Raw genomic sequence first — 25754 nt, 5'->3', positions numbered from 1 at the left:
CCGTCTAAGCGCCCAGACACGAAGGACGTCACGATGGCCCCCCCGAGCCCTTCCTGCGTCAGCGTGATCGTGCCGGTCTACAACGTCTCGTCGTACCTCGCTCCGTGCGTCGATTCGATACTCGCCCAGACGCACGCTGAGCTCGAAGTCATCCTCATCGACGACGGGTCGACGGATGACTCCGGGCTGCTGTGCGACGCCTACGCGGCTGCTGACAGCCGGGTCCACGTGATCCATCAGAGCAATGGCGGTCTGTCGGCTGCGCGAAACTCGGGGCTGGATGTCGCTACCGGCGACTACATCATCTGCATCGATGGCGATGACGTCGTCGCCGTCGACCACATCGAGAAGCTGGTCGCGGAATTCGCCCACCCGGGAGTCGACATCGCGATCGCGCGCTTCCAGTCGACGGAGCCCCGGGAGGTGTACCCGCAGCATGGTCGGCCTGCCCCCTCGCCGACCACGTACGAGTCTCGCGATGATGCGCTCGTCCGGCTCTTCCGCTTCGACGGCACGACCAACAGCGCTTGGGGCAAGCTCTATCGCGCGGCCCTCTTCGATGGCATCCGATACCCGGTCGGCGCGCTCTATGAGGATCTTCCGACGACGTACCGCCTCTTCCTCCGATCCGAGCGCATCGCCTTCACCACGTACGCGAGCTATTTCTACATCCAGCGGGCGACGAGCATCACCGCCCTGCGTCACACGGCTCGACGTCTCGACACCTTCACCTTCGCAGCGGAGGCCGCCGAAGCGGTGTCCGAGCTGCCCCCCAGGGTGCAGCGGGCGGCCCATGCGCGCCAGTTCATGGAGAGCGTCTTCTATCTGTCCGAGATCTCGGTGCGCCAGAACCTGAAGACCCTCCCCGCCCCGGCGCTCGCGCCGCTGCGCGCGTTCCGCCGCGAAGTGCTCTTCGACAAGGAGAGCAACACGAGCAGCCGGCTCTTCGCGCTTGCCGCGTATCTGGGCCCTCGTGCCGTCCAGCTCCTCGGAGCCCTGCGGGTGTGGCTTTACGCCCGACGTCACACGATCGCAACCCGCCTGACGAAGAAAGAAGAACGATGAAGGTCAAGACGCTGGCGGCCCGCGCATACCAGTTGTTCCACACGTGGACGTCCCGCGAGAAGATCGCTCTCAGCACCGACCGTCCGAATGCCGTCATCATGCTGGTCCCCGACTACGGGAACATCGGTGACCTCGCCATCGGCTACGCGCAGGAACACTTCACGTCGAAGCTGGATCCCGGCTACAACGTGCAGAGCATCCGAATCTCGCGAACATACAGAGTACTGCGTTCGCTCAAGCGTCAGCTCGGACCAGACGATGTCGTCCTCCTCGTCGGCGGCGGCAGCATGGGTGACCTGTACCCGAGAGCGCAGCTCGGCCGGGAGTTCGTCGCCCGCTACCTACGGCCTCATCGGCTCGTGTCCTTCCCTCAGTCGATCATCTACATGGATCGTCCGGAGCGGGAGAAATCCGCTCAGCGAGAGGCGCGCGCCCTCAGCGCGAGCTCCGACAGGCTCACACTCTTCGCCCGCGAAAGCGAGAGCTACGAGATCATGCGGGCGTTCTACCCGGGACAGGTGGGCTTCGCGCCGGATGTCGTGCTGTCTCTGACCGAGGACTATCAGGATCGGGACCCGCTCGACCGCGCAGGTGCCCTCCTCGCGCTGCGCAAGGACGTCGAGCGTGCGCTCTCCGACGCAGACCACGCTGTCATCCGCGAGGCGGTAGCCCGCTTCGGTGATATCACGGACCGGGATCACGGCATCCCGGATGATGAAGTCGACCAGACGGCTTTCGACCGGCTGCCTCTGGAAACCATGGAGACCTACCGCAGGTCCGCACTCGTCGTCACGGATCGTCTGCACGGCATGATCTTCGCCGCCGTGACAGGCACACCGTGCGTGGTTCTTCCGAACACCAACCATAAGATCACCGGCACCTACCGCGACTGGATCGCGGACCGCTGCGCGTACATCACGCTCATCCGCAAAGTCGACCAGCACACGATGCGTGAAGCCATCGACGAGGTCACCCGGCCTGAAGCCGCGGCGTCGTATCGTTCCGTCCGTTTCGATTTCGGGAGTCTTCAGCGGGCCATCCAAGGCGGAGCCGTTTCCTGATGTCGGCTGCCCGCGACGGCGAGAAGCGGGTCCGGCAGGGCGCCGGACGTGGTTTCAGCACGATCGTCCTGGGCACGGTCGTGGGTCAGATCGTCACGTTCTTCGCCCTGCCTGTGCTGTCGCGCTTCTATACGCCGGACCAGTTCGGTGTGCTCACGTTCGCCCTGGTTCTCGCCGGTGCTATCGCGCCGTTCGCACTGCTGGGGTTCGATCAGGCCGTCATCCAGCCACCCGCTGACCGTGACGTGGCACCGCTCGTCTGGACGGCATTGTCGACGCTCCTGGGCGCCGCGTTGGTCCTGGCCGGCGTCATCGCATGGACGCCCCTCGTCGAGTCCTTTCCCGGAGCGCTCCGCCCGTTCCTCACTTGGTCGCTGCCTCTCCTTCTCTTCGTGACGGGAGTCGCACTGCTGTTCAGCCAGCTGGCGGTCCGGAGCGGTCGTTACTCCAGCATCGGGGGCAGGAATTCCGCGCAGTCGTTGACCATCACCGCCACGCAGTTGGCCTTCATCGGAACGTCGAAGACGACGTCTTTCAACGGGCTCGTCGGTGGCGCGGTCATCGGCACGTCCGCAGGCGCCCTGCTGCTGCTGCCGTTCGCGAAGCGTTACCAGCGTCGGGTGCGCCTCCACGAGGTGAGGAGCTCCGTACGACGCTTCTGGCGATTCCCTGTGGTCTTCGCGCCGATGACGAGCATCACCCTTCTCTCCCAGCAGGCGCCGGCGTTGTTCGCCCTCTTCGCGTTCGGTGCGACAGCTGGCGGCTATGTCGGTATGGCCGAGCGCATCGTCGCGGTCCCGCTCGCCCTCATCGGTCTGGCGGCGGGATCCGTGTTCAGCGGTGAGCTGTCGCACGCGCTTCGGTCGGACTCTCCGCACAAGGAACGGATTTTCCTTCGGACGTCGGCCTGGCTCTGCATCCCCGCGATCGGCGTCGCGCTCGGACTTCTTCTGCTGGCGCAACCGCTGCTGCCGTTGTTCCTCGGCGCGGACTGGACCGCGGCCGCGGCGGTCGCGCAGGCGATGGCGGTGGTCTCGGCGACGCGCATGGTGACGAATCCGACCCGCGCTGTCTTCCGCATCCTGGAACGCGCACGCATCCTCTCAATCGTCGAGCTCGTCCGCGTCGCCCTGCTTGCACTCGCCATGGTCATCGCCGTGGCCGCGGGGCTGTCCCTGCTAGTGAGCCTCACGCTGCTGTTCTCCGCGCTCGCGCTCGCGGACGTCATCACTTGGGCATGCGCGTGGTGGACTGTTCGCCGAGCCTCGGCGCCACTCAGTACAGCCGGAGCGAACTAGGGCCGGTTGCCGGCCGAGCCCAGCGCTCGATAGAAGTCGGTCGCGAATCGATCGATCGACCAGAACGACTCCCCTGTCGCCCTTCCAGCGAAAGCCTGCGCCGTTCGATCCGCAGTTCCCAAGACCTCGCTCAGAGCCGCGCTGATCAGTTTTGAATCAGGCGCCTCGACCAGTCGTCCAGCCGAGGGACCGTCGACGATCTGACGAAGGCCGCCGACATCCGTGGCGACGATCGGTGTCCCCAACGCCGCAGCCTCCATGACGGCGACCGGGAGGCCCTCGAAGTAGCTCGGATGCACCAGTGCGTCGGCGATCGCGGTCCAACGCCACGCATCGTCCACGCGTCCGACGAAGTGCACGCGCGATGAGACACCCATCTCGCCAGCGAAGTCCTGAAGTGACGACCGTTCGGCGCCGGCTCCGACCAGCGCGAGAGAGACTTCCGCGAGTTCGGGGGCCTTCAGCGCCTCGATCGCATGTCGGTGCCCCTTGAGTGGAATCAGACTCCCCACCGCGACGACCAGCCGATGCCCGTAAGGAACACCGAGCTGACTCCGCATCTGCGAGGGCGCATCGGGGGACGCCTGGATCCAGGCTCGCATGCGTACTCGATCCACGCCAGCGAGCACAGTGCTGACAGCTCGGTAGTGCCGAGCCGTAGATGCCTCCGCGACGTCGTTCCCTACAGCGATGGCGAGATCGCTGAACCGATCGAGCATCGCGCCCATCAACCGATACGGCGCGCGATAGCGGGTGCTGTGCACGACGTCGATCAGGCGGACGTCCGAACCCGACCGCCTCGACGCTCGTCGCGTCTTCTCGAGGTAAGTGGTCACCGGCGAATGAAACACGACCGTGCTCACGGAGTCTTGCGCCGCGATGACCGAGGACAGCTCCTTCATCCCTCGCACGGGATTCGACGAAGACAGTTCCACCACCTCGACACCGAGGTCGCGCAGCCGAGAAGCGAAATGGTCATTCTGCCGCAACGTGTTGACCACCACGGTTCGTTCGAACCCTGGTGGACGGTGCTCGACCGCGTGACGCAACCTCGTGAACAGAAGCGTCTCTGCACCGCCCATGTTCAGCCCCCGAATGACCTCGATGATCACCGAACGCCTCCTTCGCCGGCCCAGCAATCCGAATGCTGCCGCCAGACGACGGCCGGGACGAAGGCTTCCTCGCCCCACGCTCGCGCTGCAGCGCCCAGCGATTCGCGGCGATCCGCATCCGTGAGGAGGGTCTCCAGGGCAACGGCGAGCGCCTGCGCGTCGCCGACCGGTGCGACGAGGCCGGTCACTCCGTCGATCACGGCATCCACGCACCCGGTGGCATCGGAGACGATGGCGGGCACCTTCATCGCCCCGGCTTCCAGAACCACATTCGGGAAGCCCTCCCGTCGGCTCGGGAGCACGAGGATATCCATCGCGCGCAGCAGCGGCCGGACATCCTGCACGAACCCGGCCGCATGGACCGGGATGTCGACGGGCCCGTCGATATCGGTCTCGACGTTCACGCCTTCCTGCGCGCCGACGACGAGAAGCTGGGCAGAGATCGACCGCTGTGCACAGATTCGGAGCGCCTCCATGAGCGTGTCCACACCCTTGTCCGGGTGGAGACGACCCACGAATCCGACGATCGGAGCGGACGAGCGCTGCAGCAGCGCTTTCACGCCCGGATCCAGATCAGGCATTTCCGCGTCCTCGGAATACCGCCTGGCATCTACCCCGTGCGAGGACCCCGCTCCGAGAACGACAACGTCCCGGCCCCCGTTCAGCCCCAGCGCGGACACTCGTTGCGCAAGACTCGCGCTGTTCGCGATGACCTGACTGGAGAGCCGCATCGTGAGCCGCTCGAGGAAGGCGAAAATCCGGCGGGAGAACCCTGCCGAGGTCTCCAACCGCAACCCCCACAGCTCGTAGTTGCGTCTGGGCACACGAGCGAGCCAGCCGGCCACCGCACCGATGAGGGCAGCCTTCGGTGTGGCGTAGACGAGCACATCCGGTCGTAGCCGTCGGAGCAGCCCCGTCGCCTTCAGCAGAGCACGGGCATCCTTCAACGGGGATGGTTCACGTTCCATTCGAAGGGGCTGGTAGAGGACGCCCGATGCGCGCGCGAGTTCGACGACCCCTGGACCCTCGCTGCACACGAGCGTCACCTCCCACCCGGCGTCCCGCAGAAAGCGCAGGTATCCCCCGAGGAAGGTCGTCACGGTCACCGAGCTGGTGACCATGAATACCAGACGTCTTCCCGTCATCGTGCGGGCACTCCCTTGACCACGACCCGCGGCGGGACATCCCTCGTCACGCACGCACTCGCACCCACGACTGCCCCCTCACCGACGGACAGCCCCTGCAGGACCACGGCTCCGGCCCCGATGAGGGAGCCTCGTCCCACGCTGACATCCCCCGACACGACCCCGCCGGGGTTGACCGACACGTCGTCCGCGAGAACAGCGTCGTGACCGATGATGGCCCCGGGGTTCAGGTGGACCCGCAGGCCAAGGCCGACATTCGTCGAGACCTGCACCCCTGCGCAGATGATGGACCCTTCGCCGATCCTGCTCTGTGACCCCACGATGGCCGACGGGTGGACGAGGGTCGCGAAGCGAGCACCTGCCTCGATCAGCCGGGCGGCGAGAAGCGCTCGAGTGGCGGGGGAACCTACAGCGATTGCCATCGCGGAGGTCGCCAGGATGTCACGAGTCGCGTCGATCCCGCCCAGATGCGGGTACCCTCGCGCTCCGAGCCGTTCGAGATTCACCGCGGCGGGGGCATCGTCGACCACGCCGACGATCTCCCACGTCGGCGCGGCACCGCTGCGGTTGATCGCCTCGATAACGTCGAGCGTCTCGCGCCCGAAGCCTCCGGCGCCGATGACGACGATCCGCTCAGCCATTCGCTTCTCCGAACTTCGACATCGTCACGTGTCCTTCCGCGGAGATCCCGTCCCGCTTCAGTACGGATCCGATCGTCGCGAGGACGATCCGCAGGTCGAGCCCGGCGCTTCGTCGATCGACGTAGCGGACGTCCTGCCTGAACTTACTCTCCCAGGAGATCGCGTTGCGTCCGGTCACCTGCGCGAGCCCGGTGATGCCGGGTCGCACCTCATGCCGGCGAGCCTGCTCCGGCGTGTACCGATCCAGGTACTCCACGAGCAGCGGACGCGGACCGACGATGCTCATGTCGCCTTTCAGCACGTTCCAGAGGCTCGGCAGTTCGTCCAGGCTCGTCGATCGCAGCCGCACGCCGAACGGGGTCAACCGGTCGGCATCGGTCACCCATCCGCGCGCCTCGTCGACCGAACGCATCGAACGGAACTTGTAGAGCGTGAAGATCCGACCGCCCTTGCCGGGCCGCTCCTGCGCGAAGACGACCGGCCGCCCCAGCTTGGTCGCGACCAACACGGCCGTCGCGACGATGACGGGAGAGAGCAGCACGAGCGCGACGGCGGACACGACGATGTCGAGCCCTCGCTTCACCACGTCGTACGGACGCACCCGCGCCCTCATCGGTTCAGGAAGCCGCGGATCGCGGTGACCACGCGCTCACGCTGCGCATCGGTCAGAGCCGAGCCGCTCGGTAGGGTCAGGCCACGCGCGAACAGCGCCTCCGACGCCCCGTTGGTCTTGCTGCGCGCACCGTCGAAGACGGGCTGAGCATGCATCGGCTTCCAGAGCGGACGGCTCTCGATATCGTCGGCGGCGAGCGCTGCGGCGAGTTCGGAGGGCTCCCAGCCCGTGATGGACGAGTCGATGAGGATCGACGTCAGCCAGACGTTGTCCGCCTCGTCTCCCTCGGCCCCGAAGACCTCCACTCCATCGACCGCGGCGAAGAGCTGCTTGTAGAGCTCGCGCATCTCGCGACGGCGGGCGATCATGGCGTCGAGGCGAGCGAGCTGCGCGCGGCCGAGCGCCGCGAGCAGGTTGCTCATCCGGTAGTTGTAGCCGATGTCGGTGTGCTCGTAGTGCACCACCGGCTGCCGTGCCTGGGTGGCCAGGTACCGCACGTGCTGCGCGAAGTCGGCGTCGTCGGTGAGCAGCATTCCGCCACCCGACGTCGTCATGATCTTGTTGCCGTTGAACGACACGATGGATGCGCGTCCGAAGCTGCCCGCCGCACGACCGGCGTGCGTGGCGCCCAGCGACTCCGCCGCATCCGCCACGACCGGCACACCGAACTCGTCGGCGATCGCGAGGACCGCGGTGTAGTCGATGGCCTTGCCGAGCAGGTCGACCGGGACGATGGCCGACACGTGCTCGCCGGCGTCGCGCAGCTCGACGAGAGCCTCACGCAGCAGTGCCGCATCGATGTTCCCGGTCGCAGGATCGGCGTCGATGAAGTACGGCTCGGCACCGGTGTAGACGATGGCGTTGGCCGTCGCCGCGAAGGTCATCGACGAGGTGAGCACCACGTCGCCCGGCTTCACGCCGAGCGTGAGCAGTGCGAGGTGCAGTGCTGCGGTCCCCGAACTCAACGCCACCGCGTGAGCCACTCCGACGCGCTCGGCGAGCTCACGCTCGAAGGCATCGACGTCGGGGCCGAGAGGGGCGATCCATCCGGATCGCATCGCCGCGACGACCGCCTGCTCCTCCGCCTCGCCGACATCGGGCGAAGACATGTAGATCCGCTCGCTCACGCCTCTGACACCTTTTCTGCACGGATCGGCTCGATCGCCACCGTGTCGTTGATCCGCGGGCTCGCGTACATCCGGTCCATCCAGCCCGCCTTGTCGAGCCGCTCGGGCGTGATGATGTCGGCCCGCGTGTGCGACACCTTCGGGTGGAAGGGCCGTTCCAGGTTCTCGCGCGACCCGACGAGCTCTTCGTGCAGCTTCTCGCCACGACGGAGCCCGGTGAACACGATCTCGACGCTCTTGCCCGACATCGCGATCATGCGCTTGGCGACCTCGAGGATCGACACCGGCTCCCCCATGTCGAGGATCAGAACCTCGCCCGCACGCCCGATGCCGCCCGCCTGGACGACCAGCTGGCAGGCCTCGGGGATCGTCATGAAATAGCGCGTCGCCTCGGGATGGGTGACCGTGATCGGCCGCCCCTCGGCGATCAGCCGCTGGAACGTCGGCAGCATGGAGCCGCGGCTGCCGATGACGTTGCCGAACCGCACCGAGAGGTACCGCATCCCGGTCTCTGATCCCGCCCAGGCGGTGAGCTTCTCGGCGACGCGCTTGGAGTGTCCTAGCACGCTCGTCGGGTTGGCCGCCTTGTCGGTGGAGATGTTGACGAAGGTGTCGACGCCCACGGCACGCGCGGCGTTGATCACGTTGAGCGTGCCCAGCACGTTCGTCTTCCACGCCTCGTCGGGGTACTGCTCGAGCATCGGCAGGTGCTTCAGAGCGGCGGCGTGGAACACGACCTCGGGGCGGCGGTCGACGAAGATGTCGAGCAGATTCTGCTCTTCACGGATGTCCGCGAGGACGACGTCGCGAGAATCGAGCAGCCCGTGTCCGAGCGTCCCGAGCTGAGCCACCTGAAGGCCGGTCTCGTCGCGGTCGATCATGATCAGCTCGCTCGGCCCGTACTTGGCCAACTGTCGGCACAGCTCCGAACCAATGGAGCCACCGGCACCGGTCACGAGCACGCGTCGACCGGTGATGTACCCGGCGATCAGCTCGACGTTCGTGTCGACGGGGTGGCGTCCGATCAGATCCTCGATGCTGATGTCGCGCACGTCGGTGACGGACTGCTCCCCCGACGCGAGCGTCGCCAGAGTCGGGGTGACCGCGACCCGCAGACCGGCGCTCTCGGCACGGTCGCTCAGGCTTCGCAGCAGGGTGCTGTCTGCACTGGGGATGGCGATGACCGCGAGCTTTGCTCCGGTGCTCCGGGCGGCCGACGCGATGTCGCGTGTGGTGCCGAGCACCGGAACGCCCCGCAGGCGGAGCTTGCGCTTGGCCGGGTCGTCATCCAGCAGCCCGACGGGCCGGATGGGAGACGACGGGTCGGTCGTGACGTTCGCGAGCAGTTTGTCGCCGAGGAACCCGGCACCGATGATCAGGGCCGCCTCGGCGTCAGCACCTGGCTTGCGTGCACGCTCGATCGCGAGACGAGCCACGTACCGCACGCCGAACATCAGCAGCAGCACGAACGGGAAGGCGAGCAGCAGCGTGCCGCGCGGGATGCCGACGAGCGGCCCGATCGGGATGACGATCAGCGACAGGAGCACCGCCTCGACCACGACGATCAGCGCCACCGCACGGACCTCGTCGAACGAGCCGTAGGTGAAGCGCCCGCGGTAGAGGGCTGTCGCGAATCCGACCGCCATCTGGATGATGCCGGCGGCGAGCGCAAGCACGATGGTCGAGATCCACCCCTGCGCGTCCATCATGAACTCGAAGCGGAGCGCGATCGCCAGCACGACGCCGAAAGTCCAGGCGAGCCCATCGACCGCCGCGGCCAGCATGCGGCGTCGCCGCTGCTTCACCGACACCTCGGACAATATTGGAATATTGCCGGTAGACACGTCGACAGACCCATCCGGAATCACGATGTGGAGCCCCCTCAGACTTATTCACTCCCCTGGAGATATGTTCTCACAGCGAATGACCAGGTCTGAGCGTTATGGCGTTCCCTCGCCGTCCGGCGGTGTCTCCCCGCCGGGGTCAGTCTCGCCGCCACCGGGGTTCGTGACCGGCGGAGTGACGCCGGTTCCCGGGTCGGTGCTTCCCTCCGTGGGCGGATTCTGAGTCCCGTCGCCCTGCTGCTGCTGTTGCTGCTGCGGCTGCCACTGGTTCATGTCGTCGCGCTGGTCGCGCTCGATCTCGAACCGCAGCTGGTCCGCAGCCAAAGCGACGAATGCATCCCGGTAGGCCGCCAGCGCCGAACGTCCCTCCACCGTCCACAGATCCGCGGCAGCGACGCGCGCCGCCGCATCGGTCACAGCCGCACGCAGCGACTCCTCGGCATCCGGGTAGCGGCCGAGCGCGGCCTGGGCTGCGGGCACGAAAGATGCCGCGTACGCATCCACCGCCACGTCGGCGGTCGGCCGAAGCGCATCGAACTTCTCGCGGACAGCCCGGGCCTCGGCGGTCGCGTCGTCCATCGCGACCAGACGCTCCTGCACGCCGTCGATCGCGCCGCCGACCTCCACGAGCGAATCCTCGTCGATGTCGGCACGTACGTACGCCGTCGGAAGCTCCGGAACCGTGATCGCCGCCAACCCCGAGGCATACGCATCGACGGCTGCGAGTGCCGTGGCGAGCGCGGTGGCGTCGGTCACGGCGATCGGCGCATCGTCGGGTTCGCCGGCCGGATCCGGGGCGGTGCTCGTCCCGGTGAGCGCGCTCCGGAGCGGGGCGACCTCCGCCGTCTGCGCATCGATGTCGGCGATGAGCCGGTCCTGAGCCGTCTTCAAGGACTGGTGAGCATTCAGAAGGGCGGCCTCATCGGCCTCCAACGACTCCACGGCGCTCGCGGCCGGGCTGGCCGTCGCCATCTGGATACCGCCGACGGTGCCGGCGACGACCAGGGCCACGACGGCGAGAGAGGCTGCCGAGAGCGTCACGGCGTCGACCGAGCGCCTCGGCCGCTTCTTCGCACGAGAGGACTCCTCGGAACCTGCACCGACGGGAACGGCGGTACGGGCGGCGGCCTGAACCATGTCGGAGAGCGCACGAGCATCCGCATCGGACGTCGCCGATGCCCGGCTCTGCCGCGGCTCGCCGATCATCTCCCGCAAGCGGCGCGCAGTGTGGTGGTCGTCCAGCACCACACTGCCTGCGTCGCCGGCGCGGGGCCCGTCGGGGAAGAGATCGTCGAGGTGCGTCATATCGCCTTCATAGGAATCGGTAGTCTCGGAAGACGATACCGCCGATCGCACTCGACCACGCTGGAGAGCTTTGGACATCCATGACTACCTTCGGGTGTTCCGCCGACAGATCGTCGTGATCGTCGCGAGTGTTCTGATCGGTCTCTCCACCGGTGCGCTGGTCGCGATGCTCACCCCTCTCCGCTACCAGGCTTCGACCGAGGTCATGGTGGCCGCGCAGGTCTCCGACACCGCCACACCCGCCGAGCGCTCGCTCGCCACCGGGTACGCGAAGCAGGCCGTCGAGACCTACCGCTCGCTCATCACGAGCTCGCTCGTGCTCGATCCCGTCACCGAAGACCTCGGCCTCACCGCAGCCCCCACGGGCATCAGCGCCTCCGCACCCCTCAACAGCGCGATCATCACGATCACGGTCGACAACCGCAACCCGGGGCAGGCCGCGCGCATCGCGAACGCCGTCGCCGAGAGCTTCGCCACCGTCGTCACCGGCACGCTCGAGAAGCGCGACCAGGCCGCGGCGTTCAGCATCCGCATCGTCACGCTCGAACCCGCTCAGGTGCCCACGAATCCCGTCGCGCCCAACCTCCCCCTCTCTCTCATCGTCGGCTCGCTGCTCGGGCTCGCGGTCGGCGTCGGCGTCGCTCTCCTACGTGCGACGCTCGACCGCCGGGTGCGCGTCGCCGCCGACGTCGAGGCCGCCGTGCCGGTTCCCGTCCTCGGGCAGATCCCGCTCGACCCGGACACGGGCGAGCACCCCCTCGCCATGAGCACCGCACCGCACGGCCTCCGCGCCGAGGCCTACCGCAGCCTCCGCACCAACGTGCGCTTCTTCTTCTCCGGCAACCAGGGCGTGTTCGTCGTGACCAGCTCCGGCCCCGGCGAGGGCAAGTCGACCACCGCGGCGAACCTGGCACTCGCCTTCGCCGATGCCGGGCAGCGCGTGGCCCTGCTCGACGGCGACCTCCGCCTCCCCCGCGTGGCCGAGTACTTCGGCATCGAGGGTGGGATCGGACTCAGCGATGTGCTGGCCGGACGCGTGCAGCTCAACGACGTCATCCAGCGCTGGGGCCGCAGCGCCCTGTTCGTCCTCCCGGCCGGCACTGTTCCGCCGAACCCGGCCGAGCTGCTCGGCTCTTCCGCGATGGAGAGTCTGATCGAGACGCTCACCGAGGCCTTCGACGTCGTCATCATCGACGCGCCACCGCTGCTGCTCGTGACGGACGCCGCCGTGATCGCGCGCGTCACGACCGGAGCCCTCCTGATCGCCGCCGCCGGATCGTCGCAGGCCAACCGGCTCACCGACGCGGCCAAGAGCATCGAGTCGGTTGGAGCCCGAGTGCTCGGAACCGTGTTGACGAAGGCACCGGTCACCGCGTCCGCGAGCACGACCTACAGCGCCTCCGCGCAGACCACGACGAACTGACCACACGCAGCGGCCGGTCGTCCCACCGTCGCTGTGGAAGAATACCGGGATACCGTTTTCACGGCCCGCCTTGATCGGCAGCGGTCGCATTGCATCAGGGGGAATCTGCCGCGTGGAACTTCGCGACTATGTGCGTGTGCTGCACAGAAACTGGATCCTGATCCTCGTCCTGATGGTCCTCGGCCTCGCGGGCGGTGCCGGCTATGCCGCACTGCAGCAGCCGAAGTACGTCGCATCGACGCAGCTGTACGTCTCGGTCCGCACCGAAGGCGCAGCCACCGGTGACCTCGTGCAGGGCACGACCTTCGCACGACAGATGGTCACGAGCTACGTCGACGTCGTCGGCACGGCGCTCGTGCTCGAACCCGTGATCGACGAGCTCGGCCTCGACGACTCGGTCTCGGGCCTCAGCAGCCGCGTCACCGCGACCACGCCGCTCAACACGGTCCTGATCGACGTCAGCGTGACCGACGGAGACCCCGAGCAGGCCGCGGCCATCGCCAATGCCGTCGCAGTGAGCTTCCAGGATGCGGTGCAGAAGACGCTCGAGCAGCCCGCAACCGAAGATGCCGTCAGCCCGGTGCGCATCACCGTGACCGAGCCCGCCATCGCCTCCTCCACGCCGACGAGCCCCAACGTGCGCCTGCTGATCGTGCTCGGCGGCATCATCGGCCTGGCTCTCGGCCTCGGCATCGCGATGCTGCGCACCGTGCTCGACAACCGCATCCACACGCTCCACGACATCGAGACGCTCACCGATCGCCCCGTCCTCGGTGGCATCGCGTACGACCCGGATGCCACCAAGCGCCCGCTGATCGTGCACGCCGACCCGCGCAGCCCGCGCGCCGAATCGTTCCGCAGCCTGCGCACGAACCTGCAGTTCCTCAACCTCGACTCGGGCCCCCGCATCTTCGTCGTCTCCAGCGCCGGCCCCGGCGAAGGCAAGTCGACGACCACCGCCAACCTCGCCATCGCACTCGCCGAGACGGGAGCCCGCGTGGCCCTGGTCGACGGCGACCTGCGACTGCCCCGCGTGGCCGACTACCTGGGCATCGAGGGCGGCGTCGGACTCACCGACGTGCTCATCGGACGCGTGGACGTGGCCGATGCGCTGCAGAAGTGGGGCACGTCCGACCTGTACGTCCTGCCGAGCGGGCAGGTCCCGCCGAACCCCAGCGAGCTGCTCGGCTCGGCCGCGATGGATCAGGTGCTCAAGTCACTCGGCGACTACTTCGACTACGTGCTGATCGATGCCCCGCCGCTGCTGCTGGTGACCGACGCGGCCGTGGTGGGAAGCAAGACCCGCGGAGTGATCCTCGCCGCCGCCTCCGGCAAGACGAAGAAGCAGGAGCTCTCCGGAGCACTGCGCGCGCTCGAGAACGCCGGCGTGCAGATGCTCGGCGTGGTCGTCACGATGCTGCCGACCAAGGGCCCCGACAGCTACGGCTACGGCTCCTACACCTACGGTTCGACGCACGACCTCGACGGCGAGACGTCGACGGATCGCCGGAAAGCGAAGAAGGCCAAGAAGGCGAAGAACGCCAAGAAGCGCGCAACCGCCCGAGCCTGACCTGCCCGCGACCGAGCCGCACCGCTACTTGGTCGGCGCCACCCGGAAGACGATGCCGTGATAGAGCACGAAGCGCAGCAGGACCACGATGACGATGCTCGTCAGGTTCACGAGGTTGACGGCGACAGCCCCCGGCTCACGGCCGAGGACCGCACCGACGGCTTCGACACCCACCCAGACGAGCACGGCGCCGATGGCCGTGCAGACGGCGTTGGTCACGAGGAACAGCGTGACCTCGGAGACCCGTCCGCGACGATCCCGGTGACGGAACGTCCACTCGCGGTTGCCGATGTACGCGTTCACGAGCGCGACGAGCGAGGCGACGATCTTCGCGGCGACCACATCCCATCCCCACACGTAGACCAGCAGGTTGAAGACGCCGACCTCGATGAGGGTGCTCAGAGCACCCACGACGAGAAAACGGCTGCCGACGCTGGCGATGCGACGGATGCGGGAGGGAGGGTTCATGGCTCAACTAGGCTACTGGCTGATCCCCGCGCCCTCCGCCACCCCAAGGACCCCGTGACCCTTCGCCACCTCGCCGTCGTCATGCCCGCCTACAACGAGGCCGAGGGCATCCAGGGCTTCATCGACGAGATCCGTGACTGCGTCTCCCCCCTGGCCGACCACGTCTCCTTCCACGTCGCCGACGATCGCTCCACGGATACCACGGCCACGGTGTTCGACGCCGTCTCCGACGTGACCGTCGAGGTGCAGCCGCTGAACCGCGGCCACGGCCCGACCGCGCTCTCGGCCTACCGTGCCGGGCTCGCCGCCGACCCCGACGTGCTGGTGCATGTCGACGGCGACGGGCAGTTCTACGGGAGCGACTTCGTTCGGCTCATCAACGCGCTCACGACCGAAGACGCCGATGTCGTCCACGGCGTGCGCGACGGCCGCACCGACCCCTGGTACCGCAAGGTGCTCACGGGTGCCGTCGGCCTGCTGATCGCCCTCGCCGCCGGACGACGTATCCCCGACGTCAACACCCCGCTGCGCGCCTATCGCCCCGACGCCCTTCGACTGCTCGTCGACGCGACCCCGGCCGACGCCACGGTCCCGCACGTGCACTTCTCGCTCGCCGAGGCGCGCGCGGGCTTCACCGTGCGCTACCTCCGCGTCGCCAGCATCCCTCGTCGGGGCGAATCGACCACGGGCACCATGTGGGGGCGAGGGAACTCGGTCACCCTGCCGCCGAAGCGTCTGCGCCGGTTCGTTCGCGTCGCCCTCGTCGAGGCGTGGACCCTCTCTCTGCGGCCATCCGCTCCCCTGCGCGGCATCCGTCTTCCGGAGACCGTCGCGCGATGACCCGAGCACGCACGGTCGTGTTCTGGGCGGCGGCCGTCGCCCTGCTGATCGGTCACGTCATCGTGGCCTGGCACAGCCTCGTGGTGTGGCGCTTCTGGGAGGACGAGGCCTTCAACCTCACGGTCCCGCTCAATCTGCTGGACGGACTCGGATACTCCAGCGACGGCGCGCTCTCCGGCTCGACCATCACGCCGTTCGACCCGCGTATCTCGACCGGGCCCGTCGTGCTCCTGCCCGTCGCCGCGCTCCTCGCGACCGGGATGGACCCGGTGCTGGCCGCACGTCTCGTCCCCTTGGCCTTCTGGGTGGCGCTCCTCGCCGGCCTCGCCGTGATCGGGCGACGCATCGGCGGACGCTGGGCCGCTCTGCTCGCCGTGGCCGTGCCCCTGGCGTTCACTGCGGATGCCGGCTTCTCCCCCATCCAGGGCCCCGCCGATCTGCTGGGCGAGATCCCCGCGGCCGCGCTCCTCGTCTGGGCCCTCACACTGCTTCCCCGCCGCGCCTGGCTCGCCGGGCTGCTCGTCGGCCTCGCGACCCAGGCGAAGCTCATCGCCGCCCTCGCGCTGCCCGCCTTCGCCATCGCCCTGTGGGTGCTCTCCGACGGCACCGGCTGGGCCCGGGTGCGCGACACGCTCCGGCGGTCGTGGCTGCCCCTCCTGCTGGCCACCGTGCCGACGCTGCTCCTCGAGCTGGGCGCGCTGCTGTCGCTGGGGTTCTCCGGTTATTGGCAGCACGTGCGCGACTTCGCCCACTTCCTCCGCACGGGCGGGCAGGGCGACGCCGCGACCACGGTGCTGCAGAAGCTCGGCACGCTGGCGGACTCGTGGTCGCTGCCCGGGTTCCTCGCCGTGATCGGAGCGGTCATCGCCCTCGGTCTCGCGGTCACCGGCGTCGTGCGGCGTTGGCGTGACGCGAGCGCGGCCGACCGGATCGTGATCGCGTACACCTTGGCGGCCATCGTCGGCGCGCTCGCCTTCGTCGGCTGGTGGGCCACCGCGTCCCGCCTGCCGCTGTGGGTGCGGCACCCCGCACCCGGCATCCTGGCGTTCTTCCCCGTCATCGCCGCGGCCGCGCTGTGGGCCGTGACGGCCCTGCCGCGCCGCAAGGGCATTCGTGCCATCGGCATCGTCGCCGCCTCCGCGCTGGCCTCCATCATCGCCGGCGGCGGCGTGAGTCATGTCGTGTCGACGTACGAGCCCCGCACCACGCTGGAGAGCCAGCGCACGGCCCTCGTGCCGCTCACGGCCTGGGTCGAGGCGAACGACGTTGAATGGCTGGCAGCCGAGCCCTGGGGGTACGCGGTCGCGCCCATCGTGCTGACGGGTGCGCACGTTGGGCTCTTCGACGCCCCCGCCATGGCTGACGTGCCACGGCTGACCACGCAGCCGTGCACGACCGAGACGCTCGTCGACGCCGGCCAGTACCGCATCTGCGCGGCACCCTGACCGCCGCCCCTCGGCTCCCCCGCAGACAGAGAACCGGCCGACCGCTGAGATCAGCGACCGGCCGGTTCCGAGGTTCTGCGAGCGTCAGAGCGAGAGGCGCTCCTGCACGACCTCCGCCAGACGTCCGGCGTAGGCGTGCACCGACTCCGCATCGGCGGCTTCGACCATCACCCGCACCAGGGGCTCGGTGCCGGACTTGCGCAGCAGCACCCGGCCGGAATCACCCAGCTCACCCTCGATGTCGCGCACAGCCTGCTGCACGACCTCGTCGTCTGCGACGCGATCCTTGTCGACGTCGCGCACATTGATGAGCACCTGCGGGTACACGGTCATGATCGATGCGAGCTCCGCAATCGACTTCTTCTGCCGCGCCATCTCCGCCACCAGGTGGAGGCCCGTGAGGATGCCGTCGCCGGTGGTGGCGTACTCGCTCATGATCACGTGACCGGACTGCTCGCCGCCGAGCGCGTATCCGCCCTCGTTCATGTCTTCGAGCACGTAGCGGTCGCCGACGGCGGTCTGACGCACCGTGATGCCGTGCTCGCGCATCGCGACATGCAGGCCGAGGTTGCTCATGACGGTAGCGACGAGCGTGTCGTCGGTGAGACGTCCGCGCTCCTTCATCGACACCGCGAGGATGGCCATGATCTGGTCGCCGTCGATGTGATTGCCCTCGGCGTCCACTGCGAGGCAGCGGTCGGCGTCGCCGTCGTGGGCGATGCCGATGTCGGCGCCCAGACGCACGACAGCCTCGGCGAGGTTGTCGAGGTGGGTGGAGCCGACTCCGTCGTTGATGTTCCAGCCGTCGGGGTCTGCCCCGATGACCGTCACCTCGGCGCCCGCATCGCGGAACGTCTCGGGCGAGACCCCGGATGCCGCGCCGTGGGCGCAGTCGAGCACCACGTGGATGCCCTCGAGACGATTCGGCAGCGAGCCGAGGAGGTGCACGACGTAGCGGTCCTCCGCGTCGGAGAAGCGGTCGACACGACCGACGCCGGCACCCGTCGGGCGCAGCATCTCGCCGTGCATGGCCTCTTCGATGCGCTGCTCGACCTCATCGGGGAGCTTGCGGCCCCCGCGGGCGAAGATCTTGATCCCGTTGTCGGGAGCGGCGTTGTGCGAGGCCGAGATCATGACACCGAAGTCGGCGTCACGGTCGGCGACGAGGAACGCCAGCGCCGGGGTCGGGATGACACCGGCCTCGAGGACGTCGACCCCCGAGGAGGCGAGCCCGGCCGAGACGGCCGACGTCAGGAAGTGTCCGGAGACCCGGGGGTCGCGGGCGACCACTGCGGTGAGTCGCTTGCCTTCGGCTTTGCGAGCCTCCGCAGTACGGCCCTGGCCCAGGACGACAGCAGTCGCCTGGGCCAGGGTGAGCGCCAGGTCGGCGGTGAGGATGCCATTGGCAAGTCCTCGCACGCCGTCCGTGCCAAAGATCGGCATCGGAGCAGTGGACCTTAACGCTTCGAGTACTGAGGCGCCTTACGGGCCTTCTTGAGTCCGGCCTTCTTGCGCTCCTTGACGCGAGCGTCACGCGAGAGGAAGCCGGCCTTCTTGAGGGTCGGACGGTTGTTCTCCTCGTCGATGCCGTTCAGCGAACGGGCGATGCCGAGGCGGAGCGCACCGGCCTGGCCCGAGGGGCCACCACCGGAGATGCGCGCGATGACGTCGTATGCACCGGTGAGGTTCAGCACCGTGAACGGGTCGTTGATCAGCTGCTGGTGCAGCTTGTTCGGGAAGTAGTCCTCGATCGTGCGGCCGTTGACCGTGATCGTGCCCGAGCCGGGGACGATGCGCACGCGGGCGATGGCCTGCTTGCGACGGCCGACAGCGGCACCCGGGACGCTGAGGACGGGGCGGGGAGCCGCCTCGACCACGTCGGTCTCCGGAGTCGACGTCGAGAAGTTCTGGGGGGTTTCGGTGGTGTCCTGGATGTCAGCCACGAGTATGTCCTTAAGTCTTTACGGCGCTTACTGGGCGACCTGGTCGAGGGTGTACGTCTGCGGCTGCTGCGCGGCGTGCGGGTGCTCGGCACCGACGTACACCTTGAGCTTGGTCAGCTGCTGGCGGCCGAGGCTGTTCTTGGGGAGCATGCCACGGATGGCCTTCTCCACAGCGCGAACCGGGTTCTTCTCGAGGAGCTCGGCGTAGGTGACCGACTTCAGGCCGCCCGGGTAACCCGAGTGGCGGTAGGCCAGCTTCTTCTGGAGCTTCTGACCGGTGAGCGCGACCTTGTCGGCGTTCACGATGATGACGAAGTCACCCGAGTCGATGTGGTTGGCGAAGGTCGGCTTGTGCTTGCCACGCAGGAGCGTAGCGGCGTGCGAAGCCAGACGGCCGAGAACGACGTCGGTGGCGTCGATGACGACCCAATCGCGCTGGACTTCGCCAGCCTTGGGGGTGTAAGTGCGCGTCACGATAGTGCTGCTTTCTTGTGTCGAACGGAGAAGTTCGTGAATCCCACTCCGGGGTGGTTCTTCCCGACAGGGAGGAACACGCCAGTGGAGGGCTCACGTTCGGACGATGCCCACTTCCCGCGAACGGGAAAGGCACCAAAGGGAAATCATACGCCACCGGGCGCGGATGCCCAAACCGCCGACTCAGTCGGGTTTTACCGTGACCAGGATCGGGCGGTGGTCGCTCGACCCCTGGGGCAGCGTCGTGATGCGCTCGATCTCGAAACCGGCCGAGGTCGCGAAGTCGTAGTGCCCGCGGAACACCCGGTAGCGCGTGTAGGTGTGGTCGTCGCTGAGCGAGAGGGCATAACCGTGGTCGCGCACGGCCTGACCGAGGTTCTCCTTGAAGATCGGGTAGTTGTAGTCGCCGACCATCAGCTGCGGCAGCCCCTCCCCGAGAGTCGCGAGCTCGGTGAGCGCCGCGCGGATCTGGTGCCGACGCAACGAGTTCAGTGCGGTGAGCGGTGCGGCATGGAACGAGGCGACGATGAAATCCTGGGCGTCGTCGATGTCACGCAGCCGAGCGCCGAGCACACGCTCGTGAGCGGGTTTCGCGATCCGGTCGTGCAGCGACTTCTTCAACCCGAGGGTGCGGATCGACTGCAGATGGTAGGTGCTCGAGCGGTAGAAAAGCGCGAGCCCGAGGCGGTTGCCCTGCGTCGCGTCCGCGAGGACCAGGTCGCCGATCTCTGCGGGCAGCTCCGGAACGTCGCACTCCTGCAGACACAGGATGTCGGGGTCGTGCTCGCCGACGATGGCGGCGAGTTCACCGGCCGCGCGATGCTTCTGGAGGTTGTAGGAGATGACCTTCATGACCGTTCCACGCTACTCGCCCAGGCTGTGGTCGGGCTCCGGATCACGAACGCGGCTCGTACCGTCACGTCGAGCCCGCGTCTGCTCCGCGCGCGTCGCGAGCAGCTCGTCGGCGGGGTAGCCGACCTCGGTGAGGATCAGGCCGCGCGCCGCCAGGACCTTGAACTCGCTCGTGCGCGTCAGGGCGTCGCGCAGCACCACGACATCCTCGACGTCGAGGCGTCCCTCCCCCACCGCCGCGCACGCGCCGACGAGTGCGCGCACCATGCTGTGGCAGAACGCGTCGGCCTTGACCTCGGCGACGAGGACACCTTCGGCATCACGTACCCAGCGGTAGTCGAGCAGCGTGCGGATCGTCGTCGCCTCTTCGCGTGGCTTGCAGTACGAAGCGAAGTCGTGCAGGCCGATGAGGCTGCGGGCCGCGGCATCCATCGCCTGTTCGTCGAGATTCCCGCGGATGTTCGTCGTATCGTGCCGGCGCAGTGGATCGAATCCGGCCTGCGCATCGGCGAGACGGTAGCGGTAACGCCGCCACACCGCCGAGAACCGGGCGTCGAACCCCTCGGGAGCGATCGACGTCTTCATGACGGTGACGTCGGAGTAGGCACCGAGCACCCCGCGCATGCGCCCGGCGATGGTCTCTGCGGGAGCCAGCGGGGCCCGCCCCTGCCTGGCCTCGATGCGCGACCACTGCTTCTCGTCGAGGTCGACGTGCGCGACCTGACCGCTGGCGTGCACTCCCGCGTCGGTGCGGCCCGCGACGACGAACTGGACGTCGGAACCGACGATCCGCGCGAGGGCCGCCTCGAGAGTCCCCTGCACGGTGCGGAGCGTCGGCTGCTTCGCCCACCCGCGGAAGTGGGTGCCGTCGTAGGCGATGTCGAGCCGGATGCGCACGGAGCAAGCCTAGGACACGTCCGCGGACGTGCCCGGGCGACCTCAGATGCCGCCGTCGATGGAACGGATCGTGACGCTGGGCTCGTCCGGCACCATCACCTGCGTCTCGCGGTTCAGGCTCTCGCCGCGGAAGAACCGCTTCGACCGCGGGAACAGGTACCAGACGAACATCAGCACCAGACCGAACGCCAGCGAGCCGACGCCGATCACGAAGGTGCCGCCGATGCCGAACAGGACGGTGTAGCCGTAGTCGACGTCCCACATGTCGATGGCGGACTGGATGAACGCCCAGGTGAGCATGAGTCCGCCCAGCAGCGGGAAGAGTCCCTTGAAGAAGAAGTCCCGCGGCGACGACGTCAGATCCTTGCGGAAGTACCAGACGCACGCGAAACCCGTGATGGCGTAGTAGAACGCGATCGCGAGCCCGAGCGAGAGGATCGAGTCCTGCAGGATGTTGTCGCTGATCAGCGTCATGCCGATGTAGTACGCCGAGGCGACCACGCCCATGACGATCGTCGAGAACGACGGCGTCTTGTAGGTGGGGTGCACGTCCTTGAACTTCGCCGGCAGGGCGCGGTACACGCCCATCGCGAGCGTGCCGCGGGCGGTGGGCAGGATGGTGGTCTGCGTCGACGAGATCGCCGAGATGATCACCGAGACGACGAGCACCCAGCCGAACGGGCCCAGCAGTCCGTCCTTGATCGCGAGGAAGAAGTCGTCGGCGTTCGCCTCGTTGCCGAGGCCCGTGCCGCTCTCCCCCAGACCGGCGTACATCATGGCGGCGATGGTCACGGCGACGTAGGTGACCAGCAGGATGACGGTGGTCAGCAATGCGGCACGGCCCGGGATGCGCTTCGGGTCCTTGGTCTCCTCGTTCAGGGCGAGGCAGGTGTCCCAGCCCCAGTAGATGAAGAGGGCGAGCAGGATGGCCTCGGTGAAACCCGACCAGTCCGTGAAGGCGAAGGGGTTCATCCACTCCCAGGAGAAGGGCGTGGGGTTCGGGGCGGTGCCGGCGAAGAACTGCCACAGCGCGGTCACCACGAAGATCGCGAGCGCCAGGTACTGGATGCCCAGCAGGATGTTCTGGATGCGCTCGCCGATCTCGACTCCACGCCAGCTGACCCAGGTCATCGCGGCGATGAAGAGCACGGCGACGACGACCACGCGCCAGTCGTTGTTCTCGAGGTCCTGTCCGATCAGTGACCAGAAGTAGACCGAGGCGATCTGGGCGAGATTGGCGAGCACGACCATACCGGCGACGGCGACACCCCAGCCGCCCATCCAGCCCACCCACGGACCGAATGCCTTGGTCCCCCAGGTGAACGTCGTGCCGCAGTCGGGCACCGCGTTGTTGAGCTCTCGATACGCGAAGGCGATCAGGAGCATCGGGACGAAGGCGATGATGAAGGCGATCGGCGCCTGCGCACCGACGGCGAGCACCACGAAGCCGAGCGTCGCGACGAGCGAGTAGACCGGGGCCGTCGAGGCGAGACCGATGACGGTCGACCCCCAGAGTCCCAGGGTTCCCGCAGCCAGACCCTTGCCGTCGGGTCGTTCCAGATGAATGGGCGTCGTTGCTGCCATGTCAGAACAGTAGGGCCACCGCGGTTATCGCGTCAACGGTTTCTTTCACCGACCGAATCCGCGGCCAACGGCGCATCCTGGCAACGGAATCCGCAGATTCAACCCCTTTCGAGCATCCCGTCGGCGTGGTCGGCAACCCATTCCATCAGCGGCAGCATCCGCTCCATCAGATCGCGGCCGAGCGGAGTGAGGCTGTACTCCACGTGCGGCGGCACCGTCGGGAGCGACTCCCGATGCACGAGCCCGTCCTCGGCGAGCGTGCGCAGCGTCGAGGCGAGCATCTTCTCGCTGATGCCGTCGACCTCGCGACGCAGTGCACCCCAGCGGTGCGTGCCGTCGGACAGGCAGGAGAGCACGAGCACACCCCACTTGCTCATGATGTGGTCGAGGACGACCCGCGTGCCGCAGTTCTGATCGAAGACGAACGGCGTGGATTCCTTTATCTGCGCGAAACTAACCGTCATGTGGGTACCTTACTTCAAAGTGGGTACCCGCAGATCGGAATGCGCGCGACCCGTCGCGAGGTTGTCGAGGGTGTCACTTACGAAAGGACCCTCATGACCATCCTCGTCACCGGCGCGACCGGCAACCTCGGACGCCTCATCATCGCCAGCCTCCTCGAGCGCGGCGCCGACCCGCAGTCGATCGTCGCCGGAGCCCGCGACACCGCGAAGGCCGCCGACCTCGGCGTGCGCGTCGTGCGCCTGGACTACACCGACCCCGCCTCGGTGGCCGCGGCCGTCGAGGGCGTCGACACCGTCGTGCTCGTGTCCGGATCGGAGGTCGGACAGCGGGTGGCCCAGCACCAGGCGGTCATCGACGCCGCGAAGGCCGCCGGGGTCTCCAAGTTCATCTACACCAGCGCACCGAAGGCGACCACCAGCGACCTGGTCCTCGCGCCCGAGCACAAGGCGACGGAAGAGCTGATCGCCGCCGCGGGACTCCCTGCCGTGATCCTCCGCAACAACTGGTACACCGAGAACTACGCCGCCGACCTCGCCCGCGCCGCCGAGACCGGCGTGCTCACCTCGGGCACCGGTGACGGACGGGTCGCCTCGGCCAGCCGCCAGGACTTCGCAGAGGCGGCGGCGGTCGTCGCGCTCGAAGACGGGCACGTCGGCGAGGTCTACGAGCTCGGCGGCGACGTCGCGTGGACCTACAGCGATCTGGCCTCGGCCTTCTCCGAGATCACGGGACGCGAGGTCGCATTCGTCCCGGTCTCGCTCGACGAACAGCTCGCGGCTCTGCGCGAAGCCGGTCTCGATGAGGGAACGGCCGGATTCGTCGCCGCGCTCGACGCCGGGATCCGCGGTGGCGCCCTGGCCGAGACCGATGGGACGCTCGCGCGGCTGATCGGACGCCCCTCCACCCCGCTCATCGAGGGTCTGCGCGCAATCGCCTGATCGCCACCGGGTTCCGAGGGATGCCGCTCTTCTCCGAGGGCGGCATCCCCCGTGTCATCCTGCGGGGGCTACCTCTGCGGACTGCACGTGCACGACCGTGAGGGTGATGCTGTCCGGCCGGAGCCCCCGCGTCTCGAGCACCGCATCGACCGCGGCGTGCACGGCGCGAAGGGCATCCGCCGATCTCGCGTCGGAGTACACCCCGATCGACACCTCCACGGCGATGCCGTCGCCCACCGGCGCGACCGACACCAGCGGCTCGTCCTCCTGTCGCCCGCCGAGCGCCGCGGCCCCCGCGCGCAACAGATTCGAGATGAGCGAACCGGAGCGGTACACGGAGCGCACCCCGGGAGACGCTCGCACCGCCGTCTCGAGGTCGGCAGCGAGTTCGACCTGCACGTCCGCCGCCTTCAGCTCTCCTGCGTCCATGACGACACCTCCCTGATGTCCCGGATCGCGATGTCGATCGCGACGACGTTCAACTCCGTGTGCGCACGAAGGACCCGATCCACCTCGCCCCGGAGGCGGTCGGCGACCACCGGGATCGGCTGCCCGTGCAGCGCGCTGGCGTCGATCTCGACGCGGATCGGCTCATCCGCGACGGTCACGTCACCGATGAGGCGGCAGCGCCCGATGAGGAGTCCCTGCACGGTGCTCTCGGCCGAGCGGATGAGTCCGCGCACCGCGCCCTCGGTGATCCCGAGATCCGTCGACGGATCCGGGGACTCGAACGGGATGCGTCGGCCCGAGCGCGCATCCATGGCGATGCCGCTGAGGATGCGGTCGACCCAGCTCCCATCGACCTCCGGTTCCGCGGCGGTCTCGGCGGCCATCAACTCCGCGCCGAGGCCGTGCAGGCGTTCGAGCGCGTCCAGCGCCAGCTGACAGCCGGGCGACTCGTCGATCGAGCGGTCGGAGGGCTGTCGTCCCGCTTCGAGGTAGTCGGTGAGCTCGTCGAGCGTGTGCCCGTCGAGATCGCTCGGTTCCAGACCGAGACGGCGGACTTCTGGCATGTCTCTCTCGTCGGTCATCGCCACTCCTCCATCCGTACGATCATGTATTTCCGGGCCCGCGCGAGCAGTCCTCGCGCGGTGGAGACGGGAATGCCGAGCTCTTCCGAGATCTCCTCGTAGGAGTAGCCGCCGATCTCGCGCAGGACCCAGCATTCGCGCTGGGCATCGGGCAGCTCGCGTAGCGCGGCACCGACGGCGGCGACTCCGGCTCGCACCTCGACCACCGCCGACGGCGAGGCGTGCAACGGCGCCGGGCGATCGATGGAGTCGATGTCCACGACGGGTCGGGCCGCGCGGATGCGATCCACCGCCTTCCGGCTCACGATGCGCATCAGCCAGCTCTTCACCTTCGACGGGTCGTCGAGCTCGCCGAACCGCTGCCAGGCCGTGACGAACGACTCCTGCACGATGTCGTCGACGTCGGCCGAGGCGTTCAGCATCCGCTGCGTGTAGGCGCGCATCATCGGCGTGTATCTCCGCACGAGCACGGCGAAGGCTTCGACGTCGCCGTCCATCGCACGTCCGGCGACGATGCCGTCGTCGGCCTGCTCGAGCGCTCTGCGAAAGCGTTCCTCTTCCATCTGTTCCCCACCCCTCGATCCGATCCCCACAGGAGATTCGGAACCGACGC

26 protein-coding genes are annotated in these 25754 nt (G+C 68.0%); 8 read left to right on the top strand and 18 right to left on the bottom strand.

Annotation, left to right across the window (positions count from 1 at the left end; all coding sequences use genetic code 11):
- Window positions 1-33 precede the first annotated feature (33 nt).
- From GZ67_RS19550 to GZ67_RS0102860, 3 genes are read left to right on the top strand one after another with little or no spacing between them, the layout of a single operon-like run.
- A complete protein-coding gene (locus tag GZ67_RS19550) occupies window positions 34-1065 on the top strand; it encodes a glycosyltransferase family 2 protein (RefSeq protein WP_081859855.1) in 1032 nt (343 codons plus the stop codon).
- Window positions 1062-2126 (top strand): polysaccharide pyruvyl transferase family protein, encoded by a 1065-nt coding sequence (locus tag GZ67_RS0102865; RefSeq protein ID WP_029261173.1) that lies wholly within the window; start codon window positions 1062-1064, stop codon window positions 2124-2126. The genes GZ67_RS19550 and GZ67_RS0102865 overlap by 4 nt, the downstream gene beginning before the upstream one ends.
- Window positions 2126-3424 carry a lipopolysaccharide biosynthesis protein gene (locus GZ67_RS0102860; protein ID WP_029261172.1) on the top strand — a complete coding sequence of 433 codons (1299 nt, stop codon included), beginning with the start codon at window positions 2126-2128 and terminating at the stop codon, window positions 3422-3424. Before GZ67_RS0102865 ends, GZ67_RS0102860 begins: the two co-directional genes overlap by 1 nt.
- On the opposite strand, the gene GZ67_RS20010 is transcribed toward GZ67_RS0102860, so the two are convergent.
- The 7 genes from GZ67_RS20010 to GZ67_RS0102825 form a co-directional block, all read right to left on the bottom strand.
- Window positions 3421-4260, bottom strand: a complete 840-nt coding sequence (locus GZ67_RS20010) for a glycosyltransferase (protein WP_168380829.1) — start codon at window positions 4258-4260, stop codon at window positions 3421-3423. The genes GZ67_RS0102860 and GZ67_RS20010 overlap by 4 nt on opposite strands.
- A gap of 272 nt (window positions 4261-4532) precedes the next feature.
- On the bottom strand, window positions 4533-5657 hold the full coding sequence (locus tag GZ67_RS0102850; RefSeq protein WP_029261170.1) for a glycosyltransferase: 1125 nt from the start codon (window positions 5655-5657) through the stop codon (window positions 4533-4535).
- A gap of 20 nt (window positions 5658-5677) precedes the next feature.
- Window positions 5678-6322, bottom strand: coding sequence for an acetyltransferase (locus GZ67_RS0102845; protein WP_029261169.1), 645 nt, complete (start codon window positions 6320-6322; stop codon window positions 5678-5680).
- Window positions 6315-6923 carry a sugar transferase gene (locus GZ67_RS0102840; RefSeq protein WP_269319683.1) on the bottom strand — a complete coding sequence of 203 codons (609 nt, stop codon included), beginning with the start codon at window positions 6921-6923 and terminating at the stop codon, window positions 6315-6317. The genes GZ67_RS0102845 and GZ67_RS0102840 overlap by 8 nt, the downstream gene beginning before the upstream one ends.
- Window positions 6924-6931: 8 nt before the next feature.
- On the bottom strand, window positions 6932-8062 hold the full coding sequence (locus GZ67_RS0102835; protein WP_029261167.1) for a DegT/DnrJ/EryC1/StrS family aminotransferase: 1131 nt from the start codon (window positions 8060-8062) through the stop codon (window positions 6932-6934).
- Window positions 8059-9873, bottom strand: coding sequence for a polysaccharide biosynthesis protein (locus tag GZ67_RS0102830; RefSeq protein ID WP_231481676.1), 1815 nt, complete (start codon window positions 9871-9873; stop codon window positions 8059-8061). The genes GZ67_RS0102835 and GZ67_RS0102830 overlap by 4 nt, the downstream gene beginning before the upstream one ends.
- Before the next feature lie 129 nt (window positions 9874-10002).
- Complete coding sequence (locus GZ67_RS0102825; protein ID WP_029261165.1) at window positions 10003-11211, bottom strand: hypothetical protein; 1209 nt, start codon at window positions 11209-11211, stop codon at window positions 10003-10005.
- A 70-nt stretch (window positions 11212-11281) separates the two neighbouring features.
- Between GZ67_RS0102825 and GZ67_RS0102820 the strand changes: the two genes are divergently transcribed.
- Both GZ67_RS0102820 and GZ67_RS0102815 read left to right on the top strand, forming a co-directional pair.
- A complete protein-coding gene (locus GZ67_RS0102820; protein ID WP_051662296.1) occupies window positions 11282-12634 on the top strand; it encodes a polysaccharide biosynthesis tyrosine autokinase in 1353 nt (450 codons plus the stop codon).
- 112 nt (window positions 12635-12746) lie between these two features.
- Window positions 12747-14204, top strand: a complete 1458-nt coding sequence (locus GZ67_RS0102815) for a polysaccharide biosynthesis tyrosine autokinase (protein ID WP_029261163.1) — start codon at window positions 12747-12749, stop codon at window positions 14202-14204.
- A gap of 24 nt (window positions 14205-14228) precedes the next feature.
- On the opposite strand, the gene GZ67_RS19540 is transcribed toward GZ67_RS0102815, so the two are convergent.
- On the bottom strand, window positions 14229-14672 hold the full coding sequence (locus GZ67_RS19540) for a GtrA family protein (protein ID WP_051662295.1): 444 nt from the start codon (window positions 14670-14672) through the stop codon (window positions 14229-14231).
- 54 nt (window positions 14673-14726) lie between these two features.
- Here GZ67_RS19540 and GZ67_RS0102805 point away from each other — a divergent pair, with 54 nt between their 5' ends.
- Both GZ67_RS0102805 and GZ67_RS0102800 read left to right on the top strand, forming a co-directional pair.
- The gene (locus GZ67_RS0102805; RefSeq protein WP_029261161.1) at window positions 14727-15512 is read left to right on the top strand and encodes a glycosyltransferase family 2 protein; all 786 of its coding nucleotides are present in this window, start codon (window positions 14727-14729) and stop codon (window positions 15510-15512) included.
- On the top strand, window positions 15509-16957 hold the full coding sequence (locus GZ67_RS0102800) for a hypothetical protein (RefSeq protein ID WP_029261160.1): 1449 nt from the start codon (window positions 15509-15511) through the stop codon (window positions 16955-16957). Before GZ67_RS0102805 ends, GZ67_RS0102800 begins: the two co-directional genes overlap by 4 nt.
- A gap of 84 nt (window positions 16958-17041) precedes the next feature.
- On the opposite strand, the gene glmM is transcribed toward GZ67_RS0102800, so the two are convergent.
- From glmM to GZ67_RS0102765, 7 genes are all read right to left on the bottom strand, one after another.
- Window positions 17042-18400, bottom strand: a complete 1359-nt coding sequence (gene glmM, locus GZ67_RS0102795) for a phosphoglucosamine mutase (RefSeq protein ID WP_029261159.1) — start codon at window positions 18398-18400, stop codon at window positions 17042-17044.
- Window positions 18401-18414: 14 nt separating this feature from the next.
- The gene (rpsI, locus tag GZ67_RS0102790; RefSeq protein WP_028502255.1) at window positions 18415-18900 is read right to left on the bottom strand and encodes a 30S ribosomal protein S9; all 486 of its coding nucleotides are present in this window, start codon (window positions 18898-18900) and stop codon (window positions 18415-18417) included.
- Window positions 18901-18927: 27 nt separating this feature from the next.
- Window positions 18928-19374 (bottom strand): 50S ribosomal protein L13, encoded by a 447-nt coding sequence (rplM, locus tag GZ67_RS0102785; protein ID WP_029261158.1) that lies wholly within the window; start codon window positions 19372-19374, stop codon window positions 18928-18930.
- A gap of 183 nt (window positions 19375-19557) precedes the next feature.
- A complete protein-coding gene (locus GZ67_RS0102780) occupies window positions 19558-20226 on the bottom strand; it encodes an endonuclease/exonuclease/phosphatase family protein (protein ID WP_029261157.1) in 669 nt (222 codons plus the stop codon).
- 12 nt (window positions 20227-20238) lie between these two features.
- The gene (gene truA / locus GZ67_RS0102775; RefSeq protein WP_051662294.1) at window positions 20239-21123 is read right to left on the bottom strand and encodes a tRNA pseudouridine(38-40) synthase TruA; all 885 of its coding nucleotides are present in this window, start codon (window positions 21121-21123) and stop codon (window positions 20239-20241) included.
- Window positions 21124-21165: 42 nt separating this feature from the next.
- Entirely contained in the window at window positions 21166-22707 is a 1542-nt protein-coding gene (locus GZ67_RS0102770) for an APC family permease (protein WP_029261155.1), read from the bottom strand.
- A 98-nt stretch (window positions 22708-22805) separates the two neighbouring features.
- On the bottom strand, window positions 22806-23171 hold the full coding sequence (locus GZ67_RS0102765) for a winged helix-turn-helix transcriptional regulator (RefSeq protein WP_029261154.1): 366 nt from the start codon (window positions 23169-23171) through the stop codon (window positions 22806-22808).
- A gap of 93 nt (window positions 23172-23264) precedes the next feature.
- Here GZ67_RS0102765 and GZ67_RS0102760 point away from each other — a divergent pair, with 93 nt between their 5' ends.
- Window positions 23265-24110 (top strand): SDR family oxidoreductase, encoded by an 846-nt coding sequence (locus tag GZ67_RS0102760; protein WP_029261153.1) that lies wholly within the window; start codon window positions 23265-23267, stop codon window positions 24108-24110.
- A gap of 54 nt (window positions 24111-24164) precedes the next feature.
- On the opposite strand, the gene GZ67_RS0102755 is transcribed toward GZ67_RS0102760, so the two are convergent.
- The 3 genes from GZ67_RS0102755 to GZ67_RS0102745 are packed head-to-tail and all read right to left on the bottom strand — an operon-like array spanning window position 24165 to window position 25704.
- Complete coding sequence (locus GZ67_RS0102755; RefSeq protein WP_029261152.1) at window positions 24165-24539, bottom strand: hypothetical protein; 375 nt, start codon at window positions 24537-24539, stop codon at window positions 24165-24167.
- Entirely contained in the window at window positions 24521-25141 is a 621-nt protein-coding gene (locus tag GZ67_RS0102750; protein WP_029261151.1) for an Asp23/Gls24 family envelope stress response protein, read from the bottom strand. The genes GZ67_RS0102755 and GZ67_RS0102750 overlap by 19 nt, the downstream gene beginning before the upstream one ends.
- A complete protein-coding gene (locus tag GZ67_RS0102745) occupies window positions 25138-25704 on the bottom strand; it encodes an RNA polymerase sigma factor (protein WP_029261150.1) in 567 nt (188 codons plus the stop codon). The genes GZ67_RS0102750 and GZ67_RS0102745 overlap by 4 nt, the downstream gene beginning before the upstream one ends.
- Window positions 25705-25754: the final 50 nt, after the last annotated feature.

This window comes from Microbacterium sp. Cr-K20 (genome assembly GCF_000708325.1).
Lineage (GTDB): Bacteria > Actinomycetota > Actinomycetes > Actinomycetales > Microbacteriaceae > Microbacterium.
This window is presented reverse-complemented; position numbering and strand designations above follow the sequence as displayed.

Excerpts from the sequence above, each read along its gene's own strand:
- GZ67_RS19550 (WP_081859855.1), top strand. The coding sequence starts at position 34 with ATGGCCCCCCCGAGCCCTTCCTGCGTCAGCGTGATCGTGCCGGTCTAC.
- GZ67_RS0102865 (WP_029261173.1), top strand. The coding sequence starts at position 1,062 with ATGAAGGTCAAGACGCTGGCGGCCCGCGCATACCAGTTGTTCCACACG.
- GZ67_RS0102860 (WP_029261172.1), top strand. The coding sequence starts at position 2,126 with ATGTCGGCTGCCCGCGACGGCGAGAAGCGGGTCCGGCAGGGCGCCGGA.
- GZ67_RS0102850 (WP_029261170.1), bottom strand. The coding sequence starts at position 5,657 with ATGGTCACCAGCTCGGTGACCGTGACGACCTTCCTCGGGGGATACCTG.
- GZ67_RS0102845 (WP_029261169.1), bottom strand. The coding sequence starts at position 6,322 with ATGGCTGAGCGGATCGTCGTCATCGGCGCCGGAGGCTTCGGGCGCGAG.
- GZ67_RS0102825 (WP_029261165.1), bottom strand. The coding sequence starts at position 11,211 with ATGACGCACCTCGACGATCTCTTCCCCGACGGGCCCCGCGCCGGCGAC.
- GZ67_RS19540 (WP_051662295.1), bottom strand. The coding sequence starts at position 14,672 with ATGAACCCTCCCTCCCGCATCCGTCGCATCGCCAGCGTCGGCAGCCGT.
- GZ67_RS0102800 (WP_029261160.1), top strand. The coding sequence starts at position 15,509 with ATGACCCGAGCACGCACGGTCGTGTTCTGGGCGGCGGCCGTCGCCCTG.
- glmM (WP_029261159.1), bottom strand. The coding sequence starts at position 18,400 with ATGCCGATCTTTGGCACGGACGGCGTGCGAGGACTTGCCAATGGCATC.
- GZ67_RS0102780 (WP_029261157.1), bottom strand. The coding sequence starts at position 20,226 with ATGAAGGTCATCTCCTACAACCTCCAGAAGCATCGCGCGGCCGGTGAA.
- GZ67_RS0102770 (WP_029261155.1), bottom strand. The coding sequence starts at position 22,707 with ATGGCAGCAACGACGCCCATTCATCTGGAACGACCCGACGGCAAGGGT.
- GZ67_RS0102765 (WP_029261154.1), bottom strand. The coding sequence starts at position 23,171 with ATGACGGTTAGTTTCGCGCAGATAAAGGAATCCACGCCGTTCGTCTTC.
- GZ67_RS0102760 (WP_029261153.1), top strand. The coding sequence starts at position 23,265 with ATGACCATCCTCGTCACCGGCGCGACCGGCAACCTCGGACGCCTCATC.
- GZ67_RS0102755 (WP_029261152.1), bottom strand. The coding sequence starts at position 24,539 with ATGGACGCAGGAGAGCTGAAGGCGGCGGACGTGCAGGTCGAACTCGCT.
- GZ67_RS0102750 (WP_029261151.1), bottom strand. The coding sequence starts at position 25,141 with ATGACCGACGAGAGAGACATGCCAGAAGTCCGCCGTCTCGGTCTGGAA.
- GZ67_RS0102745 (WP_029261150.1), bottom strand. The coding sequence starts at position 25,704 with ATGGAAGAGGAACGCTTTCGCAGAGCGCTCGAGCAGGCCGACGACGGC.